Origin of the sequence: Ralstonia pickettii (assembly GCF_000607165.1) — a bacterium.
Taxonomy (GTDB): Bacteria; Pseudomonadota; Gammaproteobacteria; order Burkholderiales; family Burkholderiaceae; genus Ralstonia; species Ralstonia holmesii.
In genome coordinates this window covers 43,959-57,277 of record NZ_JFZG01000003.1, presented here as the reverse complement: position 1 = coordinate 57,277, position 13,319 = coordinate 43,959, and the positions used below count along the sequence as shown (strand labels likewise).

Below are 13,319 nucleotides of genomic sequence, written 5' to 3'. Positions count from 1 at the left end.
CCAGATGGCGACGGTGTCCAAATGCAAAAAACCCGGCGATGTGCCGGGTTTTTTGTTGCCGCGGCGCCAGACAATGACGGAGATACCTCATCGGGCGCAACACGTCATTTCAGTGCGTTGTGCGCTACGGTAAGGATGATCCCCGTGTCATTTCAAGGAGCCCCGCGCATGAAACATCATCTGACCCGCACCGCCGCCACGGCCACACTGCTGATTGCCGTGCTACTTCCTGCTGCCGCCCACGCCCAGATCGGAGACCTCATCAAAGGGGCCACGCAGGGCAACAGCCAGGGCGCCACTGGTGGCCTTGGCAACATCGGCAGCCTGGGCGGTGTGCCGTCACTCGGGTCATTGACGTCAGGGAGCACCGGCAATGTGGCTGGCGTGCTGGAATTCTGCATGAAGAACAATTACCTGGGCGGCGCAACCGATGCAGCGTCGGTCAAGGACAAGCTGCTCGGCAAGCTGGGCGGGGCGCCCGCGTCGAACCCGGGTTACACCGACGGCACAAAGGGCATCCTGACGAGTTCGGATGGCAACAAATTCGACCTGAGCAGCATCAAGTCGCAGATCACCAAACAGGCTTGCGACAAGATCCTGTCGCAGGGCAAATCGCTGCTTTAGGCCGCGGCGCAGGCGAGCGCGCACTACACTGCAATATCGACTGGCCGTTCGTCTGCCCTCTCCGCCCCAAGGAGCCACATGCTGGAAACTGCCGCGCTGGCTGCCGGGCTGTCCTGGACCAGCGGATTCCGTCTCTATCTGGCCGTATTTGCTGCCGGCGTGCTCGGCCGCACGGGTTGGCTGCATTTGCCGCCCGGCCTGCAGATGCTGGAATCGTGGTGGGTGATCGGCTTGGCCGGCGTGCTGGCCGTGGCGGAATTCCTCGCCGACAAGATTCCCGGTTTCGATTCCGTCTGGGATGGCATTCAGACCTTCATCCGCGTGCCTGCGGGCGCGATTCTGGCTGCGGCCGCTTTCGGGCAGCTCGATCCGCAATGGATGGTGGCTGCAGGACTGATTGGCGGGACGCTGGCCGGCACGGCACATGCCACCAAGGCTGGCACGCGGGCGCTGATCAACACGTCGCCGGAACCGTTCTCGAACTGGGTGGCGTCGTTCAGTGAAGACGTGGCCGCCAGCGGTGGTTTGCTGATGGCATTTTTCCTGCCAGTTGCGTTCTTGGTGGTCCTGGGGCTGCTGCTGTTGGTATCGGTATGGTTACTGCCCAAGCTGTGGCGCGGCGTGCGGCGCGTGCGGGATGCGCTGCGGGGGCGTTCGTCTGAACCGCCGCCGGCCGGCACCACCCGGCTGCCGCGCTAAGGCGCTATCCAAAGGCGCGCAGCAGCCCGAACAGCGTCAGGGCCAGCGCGCAGGCCCACCCGGAAAACAGCACGCGCCAGACCTTGTTGCGCGGAACAAACCCCACACCGCGCACCAGCCCCGCACTCATCGCCCAGAACAGCAGTATGGCCAGACCGTGGTCGGCATGCCCGTCGCGATTGGCGAGGATGTACGGATACACCGTGCCCACCGCCATCACGAGCAACCCTGCGGCCAAGCTGGCGGCATGGATGCGCGGCTTGTCGGTGGCGTTCACGTTCGCTGTGCTCACTCGCGGTCCGGGTTCGGATTGTTCGCGTTGGCCGCGCGGTCGTCGCTCACCTCACCCCACATTGCGTTGAGCACCGCCAGCAGCACTGCAAAGCCGACACCCAGGACCCAACTGAAGTACCACATGGATTTGCGCTCCTGTGCCGTGGTTAGTAAGCCGAGTGCTCGTTGGCGCGGATGTGTTCGACCGTCACCTTGCCGCGCATCACGCGGTAGCACCAGCTTGTGTAGGCGATGACGATGGGCGTAAAGATGATCGCCGCCCAGAACATCAGGCCAAGCGTGAAGTGGCTGGAAACGCTGTCCCACACCGTGAGGCTGGCGCCGGGCATGCTAGATGAAGGCAGCACAAACGGGAACATCGATGCCCCGGCCGTCGTGATGATGCCCGCCAGCCCCAGCGACGACAGCACAAACGCAATAAGCGTGCGCCCCGCCCGCGACAGCACGACGGCCAGCAGCGGGCCAATCACGCCAATTGCCGGCAACGCCCACAACAACGGCTGCTTCTGATAGTTGCGCCACCATGCGTCAGCCGTACGCGCGACGGTCTTGGCCATCGGGTTGGCAAGCCCCGCGGGGTCGATAGCCGAGGTGATGACGAAGCCTTCGATGCTGCCGGCGTGCAACCATGCGCCGGCTGCAATAAACGCCACCACCGCGACGATGGCCGCGCCAGTGGCAGCATTGGTGGCGCGTTGTTGGACAGCACCCTCCGTCCGGTGGGCGAGGTAGATGCCGCCATGCATGGTGATCATCGCGCTCGACACCACGCCCGTCAGGATGGCAAACGGATTCAGCAGTTGCCAGAACGTGCCGGTGTACGTCACCACCATGAAGTTGTCGAAGTGAAACGGCACGCCCTGCAGCAGATTGCCGAACGCCACGCCAAAGATGAGCGGCGGCACCGCGCCCCCGATGAAGAGGCCCACGTCCCACACTTTGCGCCACGTCGCATTGTGGATCTTGCTCCGATAGTCAAACCCGACCGGCCGGAAGAATAGCGCCCACAGCACCGCCAGCATCGCCCAGTAGAACCCGCTGAACGCGGTGGCATATACCAGCGGCCACGCGGCAAAGATGGCACCGCCGCCCGTGATGAACCAGACCTGGTTGCCATCCCAGTGCGGGCCGATGGTGTTGATCATCACGCGGCGCTCGTCGTCGGTCTTGCCGACAAACGGCAGCAGCGTGCCGACGCCCATGTCGTGTCCGTCCATGATGGCAAAGCCGATCAGCAACACACCGATGAGCAGCCACCAGATGACCTTGAGGGTTGGGTAGTCGAACATGGCGTTCTCCTCAAGCGTGGGCGGCTTCGAAAGCGTAGCGGCCAGTGCCGAGGCTGCCCGGCCCCTGACGCGCGAACCGGATCATCAGGTACATCTCAACGATCAACAGCAGCGTGTAGAAACCGATGAAGCCTGCGAGCGAGCCATACAGGCTTGCCTCGCTCAACGTCGACACACTCAGATGCGTGGGCAGCACGCCGTAGATGGTCCACGGCTGACGGCCGTACTCTGCTACCACCCAACCCAGTTCGATGGCGATCCACGGTGCGGGCAGCATCCACAGCGCCCAGCGCAGCAGCCATGCCGGTGCCTTGCGCTGCGGCCGCAATGTGCTCCAGAACGAGAGGCCAAACAGCGCCAACATCAGGAAACCCAACCCGACCATCACGCGAAAGCCCCAGAACATCGGCCACACGCGCGGCACGGTATCGTCGACAGCCTTGTCGATCATCTCGGGCGTGGCTTGCCGCACGTCGCTCACGTATTTCTTGAGCAGCAGGCCAAAGCCCAAGTCTTGCTGATGGATCTGCAGGGTCTGGAGCGCCGCCGCATCGCCCGGATGCTGGCGCACCGTTTCCAGCGCGGCCACAGCCTCGATACCGCTCATGATTCGGCCGCGATTGCGCGCCTTGATCTCATGGATGCCCGGAATCTGCTTGGACACCGAGCGCGTGCCGATCAGCCCCATCACCCACGGAATCTCGACCGCCCAGTCGTTCTTCTGCTCGCGCTGATTGATCGATGCAATCACGTTGAAGCTGGCCGGCGCGGGCTCGGTCTCCCACATGGCCTCGATAGCGGCCATCTTGGTTTGCTGCGCTTCGCCCACGGTGTAGCCGGACTCATCGCCCAGCACAATCACGGAGCACACGCTGGCTAGGCCGAACGCAGCCGCCACGCGAAAGCTGCGTCGCGCGAATTCCACATCGCGGCCGCGCAGCAAGTACCAGCTCGAAATCGACAGCACGAACATCGCGCCCGTCACGTAACCCGCCGACACGGTATGCACGAACTTGGCCTGCGCGATCGGGTTGAAGACCACGGCCCAGAAGTCGTGCATCTCCATGCGCATGGTCTGCCAGTTGAATTCGGCGCCGACCGGGTTCTGCATCCAGCCGTTGGCGATCAGAATCCACAGCGCGGAAAGATTGGTGCCGATCGCCATCAGCGTCGTCACCAGCAAGTGCTGCGTCTTGGAAAGGCGATCCCACCCGAAGAAGAACAGGCCGATGAAGGTGGATTCCAGAAAGAACGCCATCAGCCCTTCAATGGCCAGCGGCGCACCAAAGACATCGCCCACGTAGTGCGAGTAGTACGCCCAGTTGGTGCCGAACTGGAATTCGAGCGTGATGCCCGTCGTCACGCCCAGCGCAAAGTTGATGCCGAACAGCTTGCCCCAGAAGCGCGTCATGTCTTTCCAGATGACCTTGTTGGTCATCACGTAGACGCTCTCCATGATGACCAGCAGCCAGACCATGCCCAGCGTGAGCGGCACGAACAGGAAGTGGTACATCGCCGTGGCCGCGAACTGCAGCCGGGACAGATCGACAAGATGCTCGGAAATCACGGTTGCCTCCCTGCGCTGCTGACGGTGTCACGATCAGTCGATCAGCGGCCCGCTCGGCGTCGACCGGCACCCGGTGGTCTCGCACGAACACCCACCACAGCGCGCTCAGCACCACCAGCTTGATGGCGACGATGATCAGCAGATGGCGGACGAGTCGGCGGTCGTTGGGGCTCACGGGCAGACGAGACTTGGCACGCGTCGGTGCCATCGGCGGGGGTTCCGCCAGTGGCAAAGAAAGTCACATGTGATTCAGTCTAGTCATGGATGGAAGGAGTGACAAACCATTCCTGAGGGGATTTGTGAGGTATCGGGCGCTTGGGCGGGCCGCCGTCGACAGCGTTTTCGTGACTCCTGGCGCTTGCCGCACAGCACGAGATGGACTCGCATAGCTTCGACGGTCAAAAAGACGCCGGCCACTCCACTGTCGAAGCTGCCGGGTTTTTCGCATTTGGCACAACAACGCTTGACCTTCCGGCAACGGAAACTGGCATGTCAGCGACAGCTGACATCCAACAGTCGCCGACCTCTAGCGCTGCGGCTTCTTCATGGCCTCGGATTCTCTCGCGGCGTTCAGTTCTTCGCTGGCCTCAATCGGATCCATTGCCTCATCAATCGAGGAGGCCGCGCGTTCTATTTCGCCTCGCTCTTCGGCCAGGAATTCATCCGACTCCTCCAGGTCGCCGGGAGGAGGCTCCAGCATATCGTCGAGCATGGCACCCAACTCGGGCGTGTCCCATGGCTCGCCTCGGTGCGTCTTTTGCTTTATGTAGTGACGAATCTCAGCATCTTGTTCGGGGGTCAATGGAAGCCCGCGAAAAGTGCTCTTGGGGTCGGCCTCGGGCATGATTTTTCTCCCGTACTGAGTAGTTTTTTAGTGTACGCCGGGCTTTGCGGGAGTGCTCGGCGACGTTGCCGGGCCAACAGGAAACCGAGAGACCAGTCACCCAACAGGGCACACCGGGCGGCATTGGCGCCGGACGTCAGCAAATTCTGATTTATAGTTTCGCCCCTGCTCAGACGAAGCGGCCATCAGTACACTCTGCGCCATCGCTTTCGGTGCCATAGAGAAAACGATCGAGGTGTGGAAACCTCGGGTATAGCGGGCAAGCGCCGAGCATAGGTGCTTGTCCTCAAACGCTATGGCTTGGCTTCGTCTCCCTCCTGGGGCGAGCCAGGCTTGAACGGCTTCGGCCGTGCCGATCGCTATACCTCGGTTTTCCACCTTGCCTGTGCTCGCCCACCCCTCCTCCCAGGGTTGGGCGCGGTTCCGTTCATCAGATGAAGAGGAATGCCCTGACCCGCTCGATCTCCCAATCCGTCGATTCCCCGGCTGGCGATTCGCTCAGCGAATATCAAAAAGGCGTTTGCTCTGCGCGTGAGTTTCTGCGCACGGCGTTCTGCCGCAACGCCGCCGACAAGCCGCGCGCCACAAGCGCGGCGGATACGCCAAACCACCCGGATCAACAACGCTGACTTTATGGGCGAGCCAGGCGCATGACGGCCTGCTGGTGCCGATGTTGCAGCGTCGGTGCCCGCGGCTTGCCTGGGCTCGCCCGCCAATTTACGTACTCCCCTCGGGGTGACGCCCCATGGCCGAAGCCGCGAGGTTCGATCATGTTGTGCAAGTCGCCCGCAAACCAGCACTCGATCACAAGATTGACTGCGCTACTGCACTCGTCGTCAGCGGGGGAGCCGTGGCGAAGTCGGTCGCGATCTGCCGTTGATCCACATCAAGCAGCGGATCACCCAGTGGCCGATGCTGAGGCTGTCCTGAATTTGAGGAGCAGCCCATGAACGAGCAGATCAAGAAACAGATACTGGGATTGCTGGATCAGCACCGGATCATGACGATCGCCACGCTAAGACCGGACGGCTGGCCACAGGCTACAACCGTAGGCTACGTGAACGAGGGACTGACGCTCTACTTCCTCTGCGGCCTGGAAAGTCAGAAGGCAGCCAATCTGGCCCGAGATGATCGAGTCTCGCTCACGATCGATCACGACACTTCAGACCTGATGACGATTGCGGGCTTGTCCATGGCGGCGCATGCGCGGCCTGTGACCGATCATGCCGAGGCGGAAAAGGTCTTGCGCATGCTTCCGCTCAAGTACCCGGAACAGGTTGCACTGCCAATGCCGATGCCGTCCCCCGAGGAAGTCCGGATATTTCGCGTCACGCCGACAATGATTTCCGTGCTCGACTATTCGAAGGGCTTCGGGCATACCGATCTTGTCGCTTGCTGAGCAAGATTCAACAAGTGGGCACGGAACACCATGACGCGGTGCGCTTGTAGGCGGGTCAGGTTGGTAGTGTGTGCCAAAGCTGGCTGCGTCTATGCATTGATTGTTTTTTTGATCGGCTTTGCCCTGGGAGCGATCCGTGTCCTGCTGCTTGCCCCGCGCTTGGGAGATGCGGTCGCCGTATTGCTGGAAGCGCCGCTCATGCTGGCCGTGAGCTGGAGACTATCGAGATGGACCGCAAGCAAACACGGCTTGCTGAGCGATCCTGGCGGAGCATTGCTGATGGGGGCAATCGCCTTTGCCGTCTTGATGCTTGCTGAGCTTGCAACCGCCATGCTCTTCTTCAATAGGACTGTGGCGGAGTACTTTGCTGGCTTCTGGTCCGTGGCAGGAGCGATCGGGCTAGCGGCCCAACTTTGCTTCGCCAGCTTTCCATTCCTGCAGGCCAGTCATCAGCGAATTCAGTCCAGCGGGTAGTTAAGCGCGTCCTTCTCGGCAGAAAAAAACCCCGGTCAGCCGAAGCTGCCGGGGTTTCTCATATCCATCGCGGCCGGAACCGCGAGTGACATGCTTACATATTGTCGATCATCACTTGACCGAAGCCCGAGCACGACACTTGGGTCGCGCCTTCCAGCAGACGGGCGAAGTCATACGTGACCTTCTTCGACAGGATCGACTTCTCGATCGACGAGATGATCAGGTCAGCGGCTTCCGTCCAGCCCATGTGACGCAGCATCATTTCGGCCGACAGGATTTCCGAACCCGGGTTCACGTAATCCTTGCCTGCGTACTTCGGAGCCGTGCCGTGGGTGGCTTCGAACATCGCCACCGAATCCGACAGGTTGGCACCCGGGGCGATACCGATACCGCCAACTTGTGCAGCCAGGGCGTCGGAGATGTAGTCGCCGTTCAGGTTCAGCGTTGCCACCACCGAGTACTCGGCCGGACGCAGCAGGATCTGCTGCAGGAAGGCGTCGGCGATTGCGTCCTTGACGACGATTTCCTTGCCAGTCTTCGGGTTCTTGAACTTGCACCACGGGCCGCCGTCGATCAGCTCGGCGCCAAATTCCTTCTGTGCCAGCGCGTAGGCCCAGTCACGGAAACCACCTTCCGTGAACTTCATGATGTTGCCCTTGTGCACGATCGTGACCGACGGCTTGTCGTTGTCGATCGCGTACTGGATGGCCTTGCGCACCAGGCGCTCCGTGCCTTCCTTCGAGACCGGCTTGACGCCGATACCCGAGGTTTCCGGGAAGCGGATCTTCTTGACGCCGAACTCGTCCTGCAGAATCTTGATCAGCTTCTTGGCCTTGTCGCTCTGGGCTTCGAATTCGATACCGGCGTAGATGTCTTCCGAGTTCTCGCGGAAGATGACCATGTCGGTCTTCTCCGGCTCTTTGACCGGCGAGGGCACGCCCTTGAAGTAGCGCACCGGGCGCAGGCAGACGTACAGGTCCAACTCTTGGCGCAGCGCCACGTTCAGCGAACGGATGCCGCCGCCCACCGGCGTCGTCAGCGGGCCCTTGATCGACACCACGTAGTCCTTCAGGACTTGCAGGGTTTCTTCCGGCAGCCACACGTCCGGGCCGTACACCTTGGTCGACTTCTCGCCGGCGTAGATTTCCATCCAGGAAATCTTGCGCTCGCCCTTGTAAGCCTTCTCAACCGCCGCGTCCACCACCTTGATCATCACCGGGGTGATGTCGAAGCCGGTGCCGTCACCTTCGATGTAAGGAATGATCGGGTTGTTCGGAACGTTCAGGGAGAAGTCTTGATTGACAGTGATCTTCTCGCCGGCCGGGACCTTGATGTGTTGATACATGGACGACTCCAGTGCAGACCGCAGGTAGCGGGTGGACGGTGGGGGTTGACAGCACAGCGTGCCGCTCACGGGTTGGCCGGCGTGGCGCGCTGCAATGAACTGGCGATTCTAACGGCCTACGATGACGCGCTCACGATGCACCGCACAAAATCTCGCATCTGGCGCAAGCCGCAACTCTTATATAAGACACAAGAGTGAATTTCGCATTATGCCGGAAAATTTCACCATCCGCCATACTTCCGCCCCTGCGCGCGGGCATCGATCAAGGCAGGATCCGCATCCCGCCGAAAGCGCTCCAGGCATCCACCAGTTGGGCCAGCGCGGCACGCAGATCGAGCGCGTTGCCGGCATCAAGCAAGCGGACCAGACCCGCACCATCCAGGTCCGGATGCCGGCGGACCAACCACGCGAGCGCCGCGATGTGTTCGATCAAGCGATCGTCAGTCCGGTGTAAATGGCTGAAACAAGACAGTCCTGCGTGGCGATCCAGCGGCGCGCCGGAAATCGTCTGTGACACGAGCATGAAATCGTCGAGGGCGGAAGCGCCGTGCGAAGGAGGCCAGAAGCCGGGCAAGGCGCCCAACACAATCAACGCTCCGCAACCCAGGACGAAATCGCGGCGCTGGAGCCGGGCCGGCGGAACGGGCGAGGCGGGCTTGGTAGGGCGGGAAGATGACGACGGGAGAGACACGGCAAGCCTTGAGCAAAATCGGCTCGCATTCTCTAGGTGCGGGCGCCGCCGTCCAATCAGATCGGTCCGAAACGCGGGCGCTGCACGTCCGGTAGCGGGCATCTTTCTTGCGCAGCGCGCCATGCGCCACATCGCGGATCACGAAGCGCGGAGGCTTCTGTCGGTTCCCACAAAAAATTCAGTGCAACGTGTCAACGCGCCTGTAACGGCCTGCGTTATTGCAGATGACTCATTTAGCGGGTCGTTGGTTAACTCACTGATCTATAAAAGGATTCACCATGAAGAAGCTGATCGCTGCCCTGATCGCCGGCCTGTTCGCCACCGGTGTGTTCGCTCAAGCCTCCGCTCCGGCTGCTGACGCAGCTGCTGCTCCGGCTGCTGCCGAAAAGGCTGCTCCGAAGGCCAAGAAGGCCAAGAAGCACCACCACAAGAAGGCTGCCAAGAAGGCTGCTGACGCTTCGGCTCCGGCTGCTGACGCCGCCAAGCAATAAGCTTGTGTTTCTGCCGGGCCCACGCGGCTCGGCCGATACAGAAAAAGCAGATGCTTATGCATCTGCTTTTTTTTCGCCCTCGCCAGCCGAACGGAAATCCCGGGCACGCATGCAGGGCTGTCAAAATAGCGCCATCAAGCTTGAGTACCTTGCCCGTTCCCCACAACAAGAAACAGGGATGGCGCAATGGAATTCCGATCGATGTTCGCTCCGGTGCGACGAAAACGCACCGTGTTCACGATGCTCTCTCTTGCCGCGCTGGCCGCTGCGGCCGTGATTGCCGGCTGCGGTGGCTCGTCGTCCGACTCGACGCCGGTGTCGACGGCAACGCCGTCGGATGCAGCCACGGCTGACGCCAACATCCAGGCCGCCTGGGTGGAGATTGGCGACAGCAACCAGGCTGTCGTGCGCGCTGTCACCAGCTATACGAACAGCGCCTCGCCCGTCGACAGCTCGGTCTGCCCGCTGCTGACGGTGGACGGCACCTCCACGCGCATGACGCTGCGCGTGGCTGCCGGCACCCCCGCACAGCGCACCACGGCCAGCGCCGCCAGCGATTCGAAAGCCTCGTCCTTCCCTGTGAACGCCTGCGAAGCCACGGTGGCATCCACGGCCAAGGCCGCGTCGATCGGCGCGCGCGTGCTGCCCCTGCCCAAGGCGAACCCGCAGCGCGTGGTGATCCTGGCGGACACCGGCTGCCGCATGAAGAAGTCCAGCAACACGTTCCAGTCGTGTAACGACCCGCTGTCGTGGCCGTTTGCCAGCGCTGCCGCCACGGCCGCCAAGATGAACCCCGACCTCGTGCTGCACGTGGGCGACTATCACTACCGCGAAAACGCCTGCCCGCCCGACGTGGCCGGATGCCAGGGCAGCCCGTGGGGCTACGGCTGGGATACGTGGCAGGCTGACCTGTTCCAGCCCGCCGCCCCGCTGATGGCCGCGGCCCCGTGGGTGCTGGTGCGCGGCAACCACGAGGAATGCGCGCGTGCTGGCCAAGGCTGGTATCGCTTCCTGGATCCGCGCCCGTACTCGGCCGACCGCTCGTGCGACAACCCGGCCAACGACACGGCTGCCAACACCTCAGACCCGTACGCCGTCGCCCTGGGCAGCGATACGCAGGTCATCGTGTTCGATTCAGCCAAGGCAGGCACGACGGCATTGGCGACGACCGACCCGTGGTTCCAGACGTACCAGAAGCAGTTCAGCACGGTGGGCACGCTCGCCGCCAAGCCGGGCGTGATGTCGATCTTCACCAATCACCACCCGATCCTGGGCTTCGTGCCCATCGCAGGCAGCACGCCGCTGGGCGGCAATGCCGCGCTGCTGTCGGTCATGAACAGTCTGAACGCCACGGCGTATTACCCGCCGGGCGTGCAAGTCGCACTGCACGGCCACGTGCATGACTTCCAGGCCATCAACTTCACCAGCAACCACCCCGCGACCATCGTTGCAGGCAACGCCGGCGATTCGCTGGACGTGGCCCTGCCCGATCCGTTCCCGGCCGTCAGCCCGGCCTCGGGTGTGACGGTCGGCAGCATCTCGCACAACAACTCGTTCGGCTTCATGGTGATGGACCGCCAGGCCGCACCCGCCAAGGGCTGGCTGTTCAAGGCCTACACCGTGGCCGGCAAGCTGCTGACAACTTGCACGCAGAACGGCACGAGCCTGGTGTGCGACAAGACGGGCTTCGTTGCACCTTGAGGCGCCTGAGCACCGCGCTGTGGGTTGCCGCCGCACTCTTCTCGGGTGCGGCGGTGGCAGAATCGATCGGCATGACGCCCAAGCTGGACGCGGTGCCGCCGCCTGCCGAGTCGACCGCGTTCAAGCCGGACCCGAACCTCGTCGCGCTCGGCAAGCGGGTGTTTTTTGACCCGCGCCTGTCGGAGCCGCAAGGCACCTCGTGCGCGGCGTGCCATGACCCGAGCCGCGCCTTCGCGCCCACGCTCAAGGGCGAGGCGCTGCGCATCGGCGTGCCGGCCGGCAGCCGCCCCGGGCATGTGGCGGCACGCAATGCGCCGTCGCTGCTGTATCTGCGCTACATCCCGCATCGCTATTTCTTCCAGGACGACGACGCGAGCTTCCCGTCGCCGTTTGGCGGCTTCTTTGCCGATGGCCGGGCAGATTCCATCCCGGAACAGATTCGCGGCCCGCTGTTCAATCCGGACGAAATGGGCAACCGTTCAGCGCGCGACCTGCGGCGCAAGGTGGCCGGCACCGATCTGGACCAAGCGTTGGAGAAGCAGTTCGGCGCCGATGCGGTGCGTGAGCCCGAGCGCCTTGTCGGCCTGTTGGGCAAGGCGCTGGAGGCCTATTTCCAGAGCGACGAGCTGGCACCGTTCACCTCGCGCTTCGACGACTTCCTGCGCAAGCGCACGCCGCTTTCCGCTGCCGAGATGCGCGGCCTCGCCCTGTTCCGCAATCCGGACAAAGGCAACTGCGCGTCGTGCCATCTGATGGTGGAATCGTCGTCACGTCCGGAGCGCTCGCTCTTTACGGATTTCGGCTACGACGCCATCGCTGTGCCCCGCAATCCGCTGCTGCCCGCCAACAAGGACCCACGCCACTTTGACGTGGGCCTGTGCCAGACTGCCCACAAGCTCAAGTGGCCTGAGCCCGACCAGTGGTGCGGCTACTTCCGCACGGCCGGCCTGCGCAATGTGGCGGTGCGCCAGACGTTCATGCACAACGGCGTGTTCCGTACGCTGCGCGACACGGTGGCGTTTTATGCCACGCGCTCGACCGACCCCGCGCAGTGGTACCCCGGCGGCAAGCGTTTCAACGATGTGCCTGCCAAATACCAGGGCAACATCAACGTGAATGCCGTGCCGATGAACCGCCGCCCCGGCACCACGCCTGCGCTGATGGAAGACGAGATCGACGACATCGTTGCGTTCCTGCGCACGCTTACCGATGCGCGTTATGTGGCGCTGATGCCCGATCCGGCGGCGGACAAGGCGCGCTCGGCGCATGCGCCCAAGACAGGTGCCAAAACGGTTGCCGTCGAGCACCAAGCCGCCCCCAGCCCCAATACGCGGTAACAACTTCGTCGCCCGGCCGGCCGCCGTCTCATTGACGCCGGCTAGCCGAGTGCCGATCATGGAGCGTTTCTTTTCCGACCCGTTCGCGCCATGACCACCCTGTCCCGCTTCTTTGCCGCCCTGTCGCTGGCCGTTGCCGCCACCGGTGCGCTCGCCCAGACGCCCACCGCCCCCAATACCGGCCTGCCCGTGGCCGACCTGACCATCGGCATGTACAAGGTCAAAGCCGAGGTGGCGGCCACCCCGCAAACGCGCGAGACCGGCCTGATGTTCCGCAAGACCATGCCCGACACCGCCGGCATGCTGTTCGTGTTTGACGAATCCGCCGGCCACTGCTTCTGGATGAAGAACACCGACCTGCCGCTGTCCATCGCCTTCATCACCGACGACGGCACCATCTCCGACATTGCCGAGATGAAACCGCAGACCGAAGACAACCACTGCCCCACCCGGGCCGGCAGCTACGCGCTGGAAATGAACAAGGGCTGGTTCGCACGCAAGGGCGTCAAGCCTGGCATGAAGGTGGGCGGGCTGCCCCGCTAAAACAGGCACGCAGACAACAAC

The 13,319-nt window shown here is 62.9% G+C and carries 15 protein-coding genes and 1 pseudogene; 8 read left to right on the top strand and 8 right to left on the bottom strand.

Features of this window, described 5'->3' with window-relative positions; all coding sequences use genetic code 11:
- The first annotated feature begins 168 nt into the window (after positions 1–168).
- Together BG83_RS0100960 and BG83_RS0100955 are read left to right on the top strand one after the other, a co-directional pair.
- Positions 169–624: a DUF2501 domain-containing protein gene (locus tag BG83_RS0100960; protein WP_024974960.1), complete on the top strand. Its 456-nt coding sequence runs from the start codon at positions 169–171 to the stop codon at positions 622–624.
- Positions 625–702: 78 nt separating this feature from the next.
- On the top strand, positions 703–1,323 hold the full coding sequence (locus BG83_RS0100955; RefSeq protein ID WP_024974959.1) for a DUF4126 domain-containing protein: 621 nt from the start codon (positions 703–705) through the stop codon (positions 1,321–1,323).
- A gap of 4 nt (positions 1,324–1,327) precedes the next feature.
- Here the strand turns inward: BG83_RS0100955 and BG83_RS0100950 are convergent, their stop codons facing one another.
- The 6 genes and pseudogenes from BG83_RS0100950 to BG83_RS0100930 form a co-directional block, all read right to left on the bottom strand.
- The gene (locus BG83_RS0100950; RefSeq protein WP_024974958.1) at positions 1,328–1,615 is read right to left on the bottom strand and encodes a cyd operon YbgE family protein; all 288 of its coding nucleotides are present in this window, start codon (positions 1,613–1,615) and stop codon (positions 1,328–1,330) included.
- Positions 1,612–1,740: a cytochrome bd-I oxidase subunit CydX gene (gene cydX / locus BG83_RS28475; protein ID WP_024974957.1), complete on the bottom strand. Its 129-nt coding sequence runs from the start codon at positions 1,738–1,740 to the stop codon at positions 1,612–1,614. Before cydX ends, BG83_RS0100950 begins: the two co-directional genes overlap by 4 nt.
- 23 nt (positions 1,741–1,763) lie before the next feature.
- Entirely contained in the window at positions 1,764–2,906 is a 1,143-nt protein-coding gene (cydB, locus tag BG83_RS0100940) for a cytochrome d ubiquinol oxidase subunit II (protein WP_024974956.1), read from the bottom strand.
- A gap of 10 nt (positions 2,907–2,916) precedes the next feature.
- The gene (locus BG83_RS0100935) at positions 2,917–4,473 is read right to left on the bottom strand and encodes a cytochrome ubiquinol oxidase subunit I (protein ID WP_024974955.1); all 1,557 of its coding nucleotides are present in this window, start codon (positions 4,471–4,473) and stop codon (positions 2,917–2,919) included.
- 34 nt (positions 4,474–4,507) lie between these two features.
- Positions 4,508–4,681: pseudogene (gene cydP / locus BG83_RS30080) on the bottom strand (cytochrome oxidase putative small subunit CydP); the annotation flags it as partial.
- Positions 4,682–4,999: 318 nt separating this feature from the next.
- Positions 5,000–5,317, bottom strand: coding sequence for a hypothetical protein (locus BG83_RS0100930; RefSeq protein WP_024974954.1), 318 nt, complete (start codon positions 5,315–5,317; stop codon positions 5,000–5,002).
- A gap of 946 nt (positions 5,318–6,263) precedes the next feature.
- Between BG83_RS0100930 and BG83_RS0100920 the strand changes: the two genes are divergently transcribed.
- Both BG83_RS0100920 and BG83_RS0100915 read left to right on the top strand, forming a co-directional pair.
- Positions 6,264–6,716 (top strand): pyridoxamine 5'-phosphate oxidase family protein, encoded by a 453-nt coding sequence (locus BG83_RS0100920; protein WP_024974952.1) that lies wholly within the window; start codon positions 6,264–6,266, stop codon positions 6,714–6,716.
- A gap of 66 nt (positions 6,717–6,782) precedes the next feature.
- Positions 6,783–7,190, top strand: a complete 408-nt coding sequence (locus tag BG83_RS0100915; protein ID WP_152543657.1) for a hypothetical protein — start codon at positions 6,783–6,785, stop codon at positions 7,188–7,190.
- Positions 7,191–7,284: 94 nt separating this feature from the next.
- Here BG83_RS0100915 and icd read toward each other — a convergent pair whose 3' ends face one another.
- Complete coding sequence (gene icd / locus BG83_RS0100910) at positions 7,285–8,535, bottom strand: NADP-dependent isocitrate dehydrogenase (RefSeq protein WP_024974950.1); 1,251 nt, start codon at positions 8,533–8,535, stop codon at positions 7,285–7,287.
- Between the two features lie 262 nt (positions 8,536–8,797).
- Positions 8,798–9,118: a hypothetical protein gene (locus BG83_RS29780; RefSeq protein ID WP_235193142.1), complete on the bottom strand. Its 321-nt coding sequence runs from the start codon at positions 9,116–9,118 to the stop codon at positions 8,798–8,800.
- 386 nt (positions 9,119–9,504) lie between these two features.
- Between BG83_RS29780 and BG83_RS0100900 the strand changes: the two genes are divergently transcribed.
- From BG83_RS0100900 to BG83_RS0100885, 4 genes are all read left to right on the top strand, one after another.
- Positions 9,505–9,717 carry a hypothetical protein gene (locus tag BG83_RS0100900; RefSeq protein WP_004631913.1) on the top strand — a complete coding sequence of 71 codons (213 nt, stop codon included), beginning with the start codon at positions 9,505–9,507 and terminating at the stop codon, positions 9,715–9,717.
- 186 nt (positions 9,718–9,903) lie between these two features.
- Positions 9,904–11,418, top strand: coding sequence for a metallophosphoesterase (locus tag BG83_RS0100895; RefSeq protein WP_024974949.1), 1,515 nt, complete (start codon positions 9,904–9,906; stop codon positions 11,416–11,418).
- Positions 11,415–12,755, top strand: a complete 1,341-nt coding sequence (locus BG83_RS0100890) for a cytochrome-c peroxidase (RefSeq protein WP_024974948.1) — start codon at positions 11,415–11,417, stop codon at positions 12,753–12,755. Before BG83_RS0100895 ends, BG83_RS0100890 begins: the two co-directional genes overlap by 4 nt.
- A gap of 90 nt (positions 12,756–12,845) precedes the next feature.
- Entirely contained in the window at positions 12,846–13,298 is a 453-nt protein-coding gene (locus BG83_RS0100885; protein ID WP_024974947.1) for a DUF192 domain-containing protein, read from the top strand.
- The last annotated feature ends 21 nt before the right edge of the window (positions 13,299–13,319 follow it).

Bases quoted from the DNA above. Each gene is read 5' to 3' on its own strand.
- BG83_RS0100960 (WP_024974960.1), top strand. From the start codon at position 169: ATGAAACATCATCTGACCCGCACCGCCGCCACGGCCACACTGCTGATT.
- BG83_RS0100955 (WP_024974959.1), top strand. From the start codon at position 703: ATGCTGGAAACTGCCGCGCTGGCTGCCGGGCTGTCCTGGACCAGCGGA.
- cydX (WP_024974957.1), bottom strand. From the start codon at position 1,740: ATGTGGTACTTCAGTTGGGTCCTGGGTGTCGGCTTTGCAGTGCTGCTG.
- cydB (WP_024974956.1), bottom strand. From the start codon at position 2,906: ATGTTCGACTACCCAACCCTCAAGGTCATCTGGTGGCTGCTCATCGGT.
- BG83_RS0100930 (WP_024974954.1), bottom strand. From the start codon at position 5,317: ATGCCCGAGGCCGACCCCAAGAGCACTTTTCGCGGGCTTCCATTGACC.
- BG83_RS0100920 (WP_024974952.1), top strand. From the start codon at position 6,264: ATGAACGAGCAGATCAAGAAACAGATACTGGGATTGCTGGATCAGCAC.
- icd (WP_024974950.1), bottom strand. From the start codon at position 8,535: ATGTATCAACACATCAAGGTCCCGGCCGGCGAGAAGATCACTGTCAAT.
- BG83_RS0100900 (WP_004631913.1), top strand. From the start codon at position 9,505: ATGAAGAAGCTGATCGCTGCCCTGATCGCCGGCCTGTTCGCCACCGGT.
- BG83_RS0100895 (WP_024974949.1), top strand. From the start codon at position 9,904: ATGGAATTCCGATCGATGTTCGCTCCGGTGCGACGAAAACGCACCGTG.
- BG83_RS0100885 (WP_024974947.1), top strand. From the start codon at position 12,846: ATGACCACCCTGTCCCGCTTCTTTGCCGCCCTGTCGCTGGCCGTTGCC.